This is a genomic window from Terriglobia bacterium, assembly GCA_020073205.1.
GTDB lineage: Bacteria > Acidobacteriota > Polarisedimenticolia > Polarisedimenticolales > JAIQFR01 > JAIQFR01.
In genome coordinates, this window is the sequence record JAIQFR010000128.1 from 1 (window position 1) to 11214 (window position 11214).

Annotated in this window: 9 protein-coding genes; 1 reads left to right on the top strand and 8 read right to left on the bottom strand. The window is 71.0% G+C overall.

From position 1 onward, the window contains the following. Positions 1–1679: S8 family serine peptidase (locus LAO51_18185; GenBank protein MBZ5640671.1), on the bottom strand; the 1679-nt coding region annotated here is incomplete at its 3' end. Positions 1680–1963: 284 nt separating this feature from the next. Between LAO51_18185 and larE the strand changes: the two genes are divergently transcribed. Then, positions 1964–2770, top strand: coding sequence for an ATP-dependent sacrificial sulfur transferase LarE (gene larE / locus LAO51_18190; protein ID MBZ5640672.1), 807 nt, complete (start codon positions 1964–1966; stop codon positions 2768–2770). Between the two features lies 1 nt (position 2771). Here larE and LAO51_18195 read toward each other — a convergent pair whose 3' ends face one another. From LAO51_18195 to LAO51_18225, 7 genes are all read right to left on the bottom strand, one after another. Then, a complete protein-coding gene (locus LAO51_18195; protein ID MBZ5640673.1) occupies positions 2772–3263 on the bottom strand; it encodes a S26 family signal peptidase in 492 nt (163 codons plus the stop codon). Between the two features lies 1 nt (position 3264). Beyond that, complete coding sequence (locus LAO51_18200; protein ID MBZ5640674.1) at positions 3265–4170, bottom strand: ABC transporter permease; 906 nt, start codon at positions 4168–4170, stop codon at positions 3265–3267. Between the two features lie 43 nt (positions 4171–4213). Next, the gene (locus LAO51_18205) at positions 4214–5191 is read right to left on the bottom strand and encodes an ABC transporter permease (protein MBZ5640675.1); all 978 of its coding nucleotides are present in this window, start codon (positions 5189–5191) and stop codon (positions 4214–4216) included. 3 nt (positions 5192–5194) lie between these two features. Next, on the bottom strand, positions 5195–6826 hold the full coding sequence (locus LAO51_18210) for a hypothetical protein (protein ID MBZ5640676.1): 1632 nt from the start codon (positions 6824–6826) through the stop codon (positions 5195–5197). A gap of 25 nt (positions 6827–6851) precedes the next feature. Further along, entirely contained in the window at positions 6852–9017 is a 2166-nt protein-coding gene (locus LAO51_18215) for a hypothetical protein (protein MBZ5640677.1), read from the bottom strand. After that, the gene (locus LAO51_18220; protein MBZ5640678.1) at positions 9014–10810 is read right to left on the bottom strand and encodes a hypothetical protein; all 1797 of its coding nucleotides are present in this window, start codon (positions 10808–10810) and stop codon (positions 9014–9016) included. The genes LAO51_18215 and LAO51_18220 overlap by 4 nt, the downstream gene beginning before the upstream one ends. Before the next feature lie 121 nt (positions 10811–10931). After that, a partial coding sequence (locus tag LAO51_18225; GenBank protein ID MBZ5640679.1) for a hypothetical protein occupies positions 10932–11214 on the bottom strand: 283 nt, incomplete at its 5' end.

The following is an 11214-nucleotide window of genomic DNA, read 5'->3' on the forward strand; positions in this document are numbered from 1 at the left end:
TCGAGGCCGCCGTCGTTCGCGTTGTCGGCGCCGCCGACCACGACGGCGTTCTTGGCGGACGCGGGATCGGAGACCGTCCCGGGATCCGGGATCGAGTTGCGGTCCGTGTCCTTCGAATCGTCCCCCGCCGCGATGAACACCATCGCGTCGTTGTGGTCGAACAGGAAGGAGTCGACCTTGGAGGCGAAGGTTCCGTAGACCGGGTTGGCCGACGTGCCCCACGCGAGGACGAAGGTCCGCGGGTCGCTGGCCGTGGCGGCGAAGAAGCCGTACGCGTCGCAGAGGCTTCCCGCCGTAGCCGGAACCGGATTGGCGCAGGCCTGTCCCGGTGTGTAGAGATTACCCGGTGTGAGATCGCCGACCGTGGTGGTGGCGTTCACCGCCCCGCACGCCGTGAAACTGCTCGTCACCTGGCCGTCGTACGCGATGAGCCGCGCCTTCGGGGCGACGCCGTCCAGTTTCCAGCGCCTTCCGGTGTTCGGGTCGGGAGCGTACCAGGTGCCGCCGTAGCCGGACGCGGTGGCGGTCCCGTTGCCGAGCGCCGTGGCGGCCACCATCTGGCCGTGAGTCGTGCCACCCTGCGGTGGCGCGTCGCAACCGAGCAGGTCGCCCGAGCCGCCGAAGGCGGTGGTCGCCACGTACCCGCTCACCTTGCGGTGCGCGAGTCCGGGAGTGCCCGACGACGTGAACGTGTCCGAAAGATCGCCGGCATCGAGCTGGATGCCGTTGTCGAGCTCCATCATGACCTGCGCGGTGGCGAGGCCGTTGCCGCCGCCGTTGATCCCCGCGTCGTGGTAGGGGATCGCGCCCAGGTTCCAGTGGCCGGTCTGCATCGTGGTGGTGGTTTCCTCACCCCACAGCCAGACCGGGACCGACTCGAAGACCATCTTCACGGGCTCGAGGCTCGCGACGTCCGCCAGCTTGTCCCGGTTGACGTCGGCCTTGATCTCGTCCGTCCAGACCGCGGTGACGTTGCCGCCGAGGGCCGCGATTTCGCGGGCGACCGCGCTCGCGTCTTCCCCGGGGAACAGCTGGATGTCGAGGGAGTAGACGCTCGAAAGGGCCTTCACCGGATCGGCGAGCGGGACCCTGCCGATGTACGGCGAGAGCCTGAACGCCGGGTGGTAGGGCTCGACGAGTTGCACGCCCGGTTGACCCTGAAGCACGCCGTACGTCGCAGCCGTGAGGCGCACCAGGAAGGCTCCACCGCTCAGGCTCTCGACCACCGCACCGCCGCCGGAGACGATGCCGTCCCTGAGTCGGTCGAACGATCCGTCGCCCAACGTCGCCGGGTCGACCTGCAGAAGGAAGTACTGCGATGACTGCCTGTCGAGCTTGACGGTCGTCCGCAGCTCCTGCGGGATGCTCGGAATCCCGACGCTCGCGTCGAACGAGCCGACGGCGAGCCGGAGAACGCCTTTGGCCGGCGTCTGCGGGTTTTCCACCGCCCCGTAGAAGGGACCGGTGGCGTAGGGCCACTGATAGTTCGCCCGGGGGTACAGCGTCGGGAGCTTGATCCTGTCCGGGTCACCCGTGGCCGAGGCGAATCCCTGGGCACCTCCCGCGGGTTTTTCGGTACCCGCGGCGGCCAGGGCCCCCGTCATGGGCAGCAGGACCAGGCTCGCGACGGCTGCGGCCAGCACCAGGCCCTTCCAGCCAGCGAGAAAACGACTGTGCATACCCTCACCCTCCTCCTGCGTCGTGGTGAAAGAGACACAACGGTTCGTGAAAGGGAGACTCCATTCTAAAAGGACAGCACGGTACACGGTTCCCCCCCTTGGGGCAGGGTTCATGTACGGTGATCGTCCGGCCTTGTCAAGGCGCAACTCCCGACGACCTGCGGTCCCCAGGACCGCAGGCGACATCTGGCAAAGTGCTAGGATGGAGAGGGGTTGGCCGGTCGGAAGGCTTACCAGCCACAGGGCTGGGTTTCGGGCACGGGCAAAATTTGGACCCTACATTAATTGCCAAAAAGCAAAAAGCTCTCGACGAGCTTCGAGGAGCCGGGAGCGTGCTCGTGGCATTCTCGGGCGGGGTGGACTCGGCGGTCCTCCTCGCACTGGCGGTCGAGGCACTCGGGAGGGACCGGGTACTTGCTGTGACCGGGCGTTCGGCTTCCCTGCCCCCGCAGGATCGCTCCGACGCCGGGGAGATCGCCGAATCGCTCAGGGTCTCCCACCAAGAGGTCGATCCGGGGGAAATGGACCGGCCCGAGTACAGGGCCAACGCCGGCGATCGCTGCTATCACTGCCGCGCTGCCCTTTTTGACGCACTCGACCGAATCGCGGCGGACCGCGGGCTCGGGGCGGTAGCCTTTGGCGCCATCGCCGACGATCAGGGGGATTTCCGTCCGGGAATGCGCGCCGCCGCGGAGCACCGCGTGCTCGCCCCGCTGCTCGAAGCGGGGCTGACGAAGGAGGACGTCCGAGCGCTGGCCGCCGGCGCGGGGCTGAGGATCAAGGACAAGCCCGCGAGTGCCTGCCTGTCGTCGCGAATCCCCGTCGGCATCGAGGTCACGACGGAGCGTTTGGGTCAGATCGCCCGAGCCGAGACGGCCCTCCAGGACCTCGGCTTCGGCCAGGTCCGGGTCCGTTACCACGGCGAAGTCGCACGGCTCGAGCTCGACCCCCTCGGGGACCGGCGCATCGCCGATCCGGAGGTCCGCCGCCGTGTCGTCGACGTGGTCAAGGCCGCCGGTTTCCGGTTCGTGGCGCTCGACCTCGAGGGTTACCGCACCGGAAGCCTCAACCCCAAGGGGCGCCTCCGCTGACCTATCGGACGCGCCCCAATCTCGATAGGGGCCAGTAACGGAACTCGACCTTCCCGCGGAACCTCCCCACCGGGACCGCCCCGAAGAGGCGGCTGTCCGCGCTTTCCTCCGGATTGTCCCCAAGAACCCAGATTCTCTCCGACCCGCGATCCTCCGGGTCGAGGGTGCCGGCGGGAAGGACCGGGGGCGGCACGGGTGCCCGAGCGACCCGCTTGATCAGGGGCGTGTCGCCCGGTCCGACGAGCAGGGCCACCTCACCCGGCTTCGGGGCGCGTCCCCGATAGGTCCACAGGTTCACGATCACGCGGTCGCCCGGCCGAAGCGTGGGCTCCATCGAGGCGCCGAGAACGGTCCACGGGATCGCAAGACGGCGGGTGCCGACCTCGACCGCCGCCCACGCGACCCCGAGGGCAACGAGGAGTTCGATGAGCCACCGGACCTCGAGGGGGACCCGACGGAGGTGGGGGCCGCGCCGCGCCGAGGTCTCCGACACCTCAGGGGGTCTCCCGAGCCCGCGGGTCCAGGAGGTCTCGGATCCCCTCACCGACCAGGTTGCAGGCTAGAACGGCGGCGAAGAGCGCGATTCCCGGGAAAAGGGCGAGCCACCATGCGCTCTCGACGTGCACGCGGGCCTCGGTCAGCAAACCGCCCCAGGACGCGGTGGGTGGCCTCACGCCGAGGCCGAGGAACGAAAGGGCGGCCTCGAGGAGGATCGCTGCCCCTACCGCGAACGCCGCCGTCACGAGCACGGGGGCGAGGGCCGAGGGGAGCACGTGTCGGACCGCGATCCGCAGGTGGCCGGCCCCGGACGCCCGGGCGGCCTCCACGATCTCGGATCCCTTGAGCCTGAGGAACTCTCCGCGCAGGTACCGGGCGACCGTGGTCCACCCGGTCACGCCGAGGACGATCGCGACGCGCAGCCCGTCCGGGAGGGCGGCCAGCCAGGCGGGCGACGCGGCGAGGAGGGCCAGGGCGAGGAGAAGGCTCGGGAAGCAGAGGAACGCCTCGATGCCCCGCGAGACCACGGCGTCGAAGGTCCCGCCCCGGTAACCGGCGAGGGCCCCGAGCGGCACGCCCACCAGCAGCGCGAGCGACGCGGTCAGCAGCCCGACCGAGAGGGAGACCCGCGCTCCGTGAATGAGCCGCGCCGTGAGGTCCCGTCCGAGGCCGTCCGTCCCGAGCCAGTGCTCCCGAGACGGCGACGCGAGCACGGCTTCGAGATCCACGTCGTACGGAGCGTGCGGTACCGGCGCTCGAAGGATGACCCGCGCCGAGGGGTCGAAAGGTGCCGAAAAGCCCACGGCGACAAGGAGCGCCGGAGATCGGAGACCGCGAGAGCCCCGCTCGAGCAACGGCTTCTCGCTTGCGAGGAGCGGCGCGAGGAGGCCGACGACCGCCATCCCCCCGAGGACGAGGGCGCCGCCGGCGAGGCCGCTCCGCCTCCTAGCCACGGCGGACCCTCGGATCGGCGGCCGCATACGCGAGGTCCGCGACGAGGATTCCCGCGAGGGTCGCCGCTCCGGACAAGAGCGTCAGACCCATGATCACCGGTACGTCCCGCTCGAACATCGCCTCGACGTAGAGGCGCCCAAGTCCGGGGATCGCGAAGATCGTCTCGATGATCACCGAACCCCCAACGAGCGCCGGCAGCAGGAACCCGGCGAGGGTGAGCAGTGGGACCGACGCCTGCCGGAACCCGTGGCGGATCAGCACCGCGCTCCGGGAGAGGCCCCGCGCCCTCGCGGCACGCCCCGCCTCGGCGAGCCCGCTGTCGACGAGGGTCCCTCGCACGAAGCGGGACACGTACGCGATCCCCGGATAGGCGAGGCACACCGCGGGAAGCAGAAGGTGCGCGAACCCGTCCAGGAGCCGCGCGGGAATCCCCCAGGCGTCGGCGTCCGGCGAGGCCAGTCCGTGCAGAGGAAGCCATCGCAGGCGGACCGAGAAGACGATTTGGAGCAGCAACGCCGTCCAGAACGCCGGGACCGAGTAGAGGGCATAGCTCGCTGCGCCGGTGGCGCGGTCGACCCAGCTTCCCCGGCGCGCGGCCGCCGCCGCCCCGAGTGGCACCGCGACGCCCAGCATGAGCGTGATCGAGACCAGGTTCAGCGAGAGCGTCACCGGCAGGCGCTCGGCGATCTTCTCGGACACCGGGCGGCGGTCGTGAAACGACCACCCGAGGTTTCCTTCGCCCACGTCACGGAGCCAGAGCGCGAACCGCACCAGGATCGGCTCGTCGAGGTGGTACAGCGCCTTGATCTCCGCACGCTGCTCCGGTGAGACGCGCGCGAGCCCCTCCTCGCCGCCCTCGGAGGAAGCCGGATCTCCCGGCGACATTCCCGCCAGCGCGAACACCACCAGGCCGACGATGAGCAGCGTCGCCGCGGCGGTGATCAACCGGCGGCCGGCAAGACGGAGCAACGCTCAGCTCCCGCCGCCCGCCGGGGCGCCGGGAGCGAAGGCCCACTGCCGGGGTCCCGGGTAGACCACCCACAGCCCGAGCGGCGACGGTTTGACCCCCGCGAGCCGGGCGTCCACCAGCGTGGGGGCCGCGAAGTAGAACAGGCAGGAGAGCGGCTCGAGCTCGTGCAGGCGCGCCTGCAAGCGGGCGTAGAGGGTCTTGCGCGCCGCCGGCTCGAACGTCGTCCGCCCCTCCTCCACGAGCCGGTCCACCTCCGGGTCCGCGAGGCCCATGAAGTTCATCCCATTCTCGCGCGCCGAGGAGTGGTACAGCTCGAACTGGTCCGGGGCGGGGGAGAGGATCAGGCTGAGCATCAGCGCATCGAACTGGCGCGCGCGCCGTCGCTCGAGAAAGGTCTTCCATTCGAGCTTCTCGATGCTCATGGCGATGCCGATCTTCGCCAGGGATTGCTGGATCCATGCGGCGATCCGGTCGGTCATCTCTTGGGTCCCCACCGAGATCATCAGCGTGAACGCGAAAGGGCGCCCGTCCTTCGAGCGGGAGCCGCTCGCGTCGGTGTTGAAGCCCGCCTCGTCGAGGAGGCGCGCCGCCTCCGCCGGATCATACGGCCACGGGGCGATCGAAGGGTCGTTCCAAGGCGAGTCGGGATGGTAGGTCAGCGTCGCCACCCTGGCGAATCCTCCGAGCACGGTCCGGATGAACCGCTCTCGGTCGAGGGCGAGGACCATCGCGCGCCGCACACGGGGGTCCCCGAAGAACGGGTGTTGCCCGTTCTCGTTCCAGGCCACGTACCAGGTGCTCATCGGGTAGGAGACGAAGCGCCGGAAACGGGAGGCCTCGGGGGCCGAGGCCGACGCGCGAAACGTGTCCCCGGACACCGTCAGGAGATCGAGGTCACCGCGAAGGAGCGCCTGGTAGGCGGTGCGCTCGTCGGGCAGCGCGTCGAGCACGATCCGGTCGAGGAGGGGGCGCCCGTCCCAGTAGCCGGCGTTGGCCTCGAGCACGATCTCGCGCCCTGACTCCGCCTTGACGAGCCGGAACGGCCCGCACCCGACCGGGTGCCGCGCGAATTCGCCCGTGAGGAGGTCCGGGTCGCGGCCCGCGAGGTGCTCCGGGATGATCGGAAGGGTCCACGAGTCGAGGACGTCCGCGTAAGGGGAGGAGTAAACGGCTCGGACCGTGAGCGGGTCGACGGCCTCGATGGACACGAGGTTCGCGAACTGGCCGATGTACGACCGCGCCTCGGTCTTCGGATCGCGCACCTTGCGGACCGTGAACACCACGTCGCCGGCGGTGAGCGGCGCGCCGTCCTGCCACTTGACGCCGTCGCGCAGGTGAAGCGTGACCACCTTCCCGTCCTGCGAGATCTCGAAGGAGCGCGCGAGTCGGGGACGGAGCGCGAGCGTGGCGTCGTACTGGAACGGGCTGTCGGTCACGAGCTTCGCGATGACGTTGGACGCGGCGTCGGTCTTTCCGATCAGCGAAAGCGAGGCCGGATAGGCGCCGAGCGCCGCCCGGACCACCGACGCGTGCCCTTGCCCCGGCGCGGGGCCGGAGCAGGTGGCCGCGGTCGCCCCCAGCGCGAGGAGCAGCAGGATCGTCGATCCGCGCCATCGCCTTCGCCGTGGCCTCATCTTGGTGCCTCCAGTCGGGGCGGGCTCACGGAGCCGGGACGGGCGTCTCCGCGACGTTCCCGGCGTCGTCGAGCACCCGGAGCGATTGGACCGCGCCGGTCCCGGAGCCGAGGTCGACGGCCGCGATCCTATAGACTTCCTCCCGCGAGTCCGAGACCCCGTCCATCGGACGGGCCTGAAACACCACCTTTCCGTCCCTCATGGCCTCGAGCCGGTTGACCGGGGAGAGCGCGTCGGTCGCCTTGACCTCGACCGCGCCTCCCTCGATCCTGCGCGCCTCGATGACCGGCGGCGTCCGGTCCACCGTGACGTGGAGCGGCGGAGAGGAGGGCCTTTCCTTCCCCTCGTCCGGGAAGTTGGCCGCGCGATCGCTCGCGATCGCGCGCACCTCGTAGACGCCTTCGGACACCGAGGCGGTGTCCCAAACCGCCTTGCCGTCCTTGAAGGCCGCCTCGTCCTCGTCCCCCGCTCCCGTGGCGGTCTCGATCGACTCGACACGAGCGGCGACGGCGAACGCCTCGTCCCCCAGCTTGCGGTACCGGATCTCGACGGACACGGGATCCCCGTCGGGATCGGCGACGCCGAATCGAAACGTCGCCTTGCCCGACACGGAGAGCTTCGGCGCCTCGAGGACGAGCTCCCGAAGCGCGGGGGAGCGGTTGACCGGCGCGAAGCTGATCGACGCCGAGGAGACCCGCGACCCGGCCGCGTCGCCGCCCGCGAGACGCGCCCGCCATTGGACGAATCGGCCGTCGGGATTCGTCACCTTGCTTCCCGCGGGATCGGTGAGCGCGGGGCTCCACGCCGACCAGGTCGCGTCGGGATCCCCCGTGTTCCCGGTGCGGGTGTAGAACTCGGCCCGCCCCGGAGCGCCCTCCGCGAGCCAACGGATCGTCCCCCAACGCGCGAGCGTCCCCGCGTCGAAGGGACGGGAGACGTAGACCCCTGCCTCCCGCGCCTCGCCCTCCATGCGGAACGCCGCGGCAGGATTGCTGGTCGCCGCCACGACGGCACCTCCCGCCGCGAGAAGGCCCGTGACCTGCCCTTCGGGGAAGGACGCGACCAGCGCCACCTCGTCGGGGGCCTCGGACCGGTAGAGCCGGGCGGGCTCTCCCGCGCCGAACAGGACCCGGCCTTCCTTGTCGAGGAGCAGGCAGAACGGGGCCTCGATCGAGGAGCGCCAGATCTCGGTGTCGGTCCCGTCCGGAGCGATGCGGATCACCTTCCCGCGAACCCCACGCCCGCGTTCCTCGCGCGCGGCCGGCAGCCCCTCGATGACCCCTTCGAGGGTCGGTCCGGGCCGCTCCTGAAGGTCCCCGACGTGGTCGGGCGAGGCGCCGATCTCCGCTCCGCCCGCGACCTGGATGCGCACCGCGGGCGCTCGAGGCTCGGCCTCGGGCGGCCCGAGGAGCGCCGCGTAGACCGCTCCGTCGGGCGCGATCGCGACGGCGCGGGCCTCGGGTAGCTCGTCGTCGTGGAGGATTCGGGCGTGTCCCTCGCCATCGATCCGGTAGACGAGCCCGCGCCCGGCCCCTCCGGCGATCAGTCCGCCGCCGGGGAGCAGCGCCAGCGAGACGAGGTGGGCCTCGTCGCTGTCGAAGAACGGCTCGGCCTTTCCGGTGCGGTCGATCTTGAGCAGGATCCCCTGCTCGCCCGTGCCCGCGAACACCGTGCCGTCCGGGGCGATCGCGAGCGACCAGACGTATCGCTCGCCGGTCTCGCACCAGACGCTGCCCTTCCCCGAGGGGCCGATCCGGTAGATCTTCCCTCCAGGAGCCGTGCCGGCCAGGAGGTCCCCACCGGGAAGGAACGCGAGGGAGGTGACCATCGTGTCCGCCGTGGTGAATAGGACGCTCGCGACGCCGGCGGGCGTGACCTTGATGACACGTCCCTCGGGACCGGTGCCCAGGATCACGTTCCCCGACGGGTCGGCGGCCGCCGACCAGACGTGGGCCGGAGTTCCGGCGAGGCGGGGTCCGCCGAGAGAGGCGAATCGCGGGACCAGGAACAGCCGTCCCCGCGTCGTCACCGCGACGCCGTCGGCGTCGCCGCGCTCAAGGTCGAACGCGCTGGGGGACCAGATGCGCGTGTGGACCGCTCCCGCCGGGAGGTGCGCGAGCGCCGCCGCGGCCAGCGCGGCGGGGAGCAGCGCGGCGCGGACGAGAAGCGATCGCGGCGTGCGGGGCGTCATGGCGCCTCCACGTCGAGCTGGACGCGAGCGAGTCCGTCCACGTCGAAGTCGCAGGGGATCTCCTCCTCGAGCAGCGCCCGGCGCTGCACGACCGTGAAGTTCCCGCGGCTCCTCGGCCTGAGCAGGATGCTCAGCGCCGAGGGGGGAAGGGACGGCAGGCGCTCTCCGTCGACGACGACCCCGGAATCCTCCCGGGTCCCGAGCACGTATACGCGGTCGTTGCGGCGGAGCTGGTTGACGAGCTTCACGAGCTGCGCGATGTCGCGGGGCATCGCGTCGGACTCGCCGGCCCCCTCCACCCGGCTCAGACCGCCCGCGTCCCCCACGAAGAGCTGGAGGGGGCCCGGCGGCGTTTCCGGCGGGATCTCGAATTCGCGCTTCAGGACCTGCTCGCCGCCACGGTAGGGCGTGACGACCACCGAGACCTCCACCTTCTCTCCCGGGCGCGCGGTGTAGCGGTCGAGCCCCACCCGCCGGATCCTTCCCGAGTGCGGCTCCGCGTCGTAGTCGAGGATCAGGTTGATCCCCTCGACGCGAGGGGGCACCCAGTCGCCGTTCAGAAGGAGGTAGAGGATGTACGCCGGGATGCCCGTCGCGAGGAACGAAGCCGTCGGCCCGGCGTAGAGGTTGTCCAGCTCCACGTCGTCGAGCCCGTCCAGCTTGATCACGGAGCCTTCGCCGATCCGGAGCGTGATGTTGCCGGACACCCGCTCCTCGTTGGCGAGGATCGCGTTGAGGCCCGCGTAGAGGATCAGCGGCGCGAGCAGGGGGTCGCGGGCCATGTCGAACGAGAACGTCTCCGTCGATCCTCCGCGGGATCGAAGCTCGAGACGGACCGGGATCATCCTGGGAGCCGCCCCGATCGTGCCGAAGATCCCGGACACGCGGTCCTGTCGGAACGCGCCGATCTCCGACAGCGGTGTCGCCATCCGCGCGGATTCCTGAAGGCTCGGAAGAAGCACCTCGGCGCGCGCTCCCGTGAGCGGCATGTCCACGGGCCCGAGCCCGAGGAGCGGGTGACCGAACGCCATGACGCGCTCGCCGTCCACCCAGGTCACCGTCCCCGTGGCGGTGATGTCCAGGTCGCCGCGGCACAGCTTGATCCCGACGGCCGAGCCCGGCGCGAGCGGCGGAGAGGGTGCCGGAGCGCGGCCCCCGCCTCCTCCCTGCATCGGCGAGAACCCCGCCCGGGAGAGGAAAGGAGCGATCCGATCGATCCCTGGAACCCCGATTCCGGCCACCGAGAGCGGCACCGGGACCGGGGAGCCCGAGGCCGGTCGAGGAAGCCGCGCGAGGATCCCTTCGGGGAAGAAGGCGGCAGCGGCCTCCGGCGAAAGGAGGCGGCGGAGCGCCGCGCGGTCGAGCGCGGCCCCCGCCTTGGTCCCCCCCGCGGCCCCCTCACCGCGCGCCGCGGCCGCCAGCATCTCCTCGATCGGGGTGATCCCCGCGATCGGCTCTTTGGAGAACCCCCAACTGTACGCCACGGCTCCGATGAGCTTGCCGTCCACGAACACCGGGCTCCCGCTCATCCCCGCGAGCACGCCGGTGCTCGCCAGGGGACCGCCGCTCAGCTTGCCGAGGATCAGGTTCTGTCCGGGGCCGATGTTGGGCAGGGTTCCCAGGATCTCGACCTCAAATTCCTCGATCCCGGTTCCGGAGAACACGGTCCGGCCCGTCCCCTTCATGCCGGCGCGGACCTCCGCGAACGGGAGGACCTGCGGCGCCGTGGCGCGGGCGGGAGCGGGCAGGATCAACGAGGCGAGAAGGAGCATCGGAAGGGTCGACTTCGTCACGAGGACTCCCGCGCGCAAATCCGCCCCCGGTGTGCGCGCCGACCGAGAGAGAATAACACGCCGGATCGCCGAATCCCGGCGCCGGTGCGACACGGCTACCGCGGCTCCCGCAGCGCCCGACCTACACGGCCGAGGCGACCCGGTCGCCTCCCTCGGCGCGTGCCGACGCGATCCCCTTGCGGGCCACGGCGAGCAGATCCGCCCCCGATCGGATCCCCGAGCCGGGACATCCCGCCAGGCCCACGCTCGCCGTCGCCTTGAGCGGAAGGGCCGGACGGGAGGTAGCCGCCGACTCCGGCTTGAACAGGAAGTGGGCCACCACGGACCGGAGTCGCTCGGCCACGACGCGCGCGCCGCCAGACTCGGTCTCCGGGAGGATCACGGCGATCTCCATGCGGGACGAA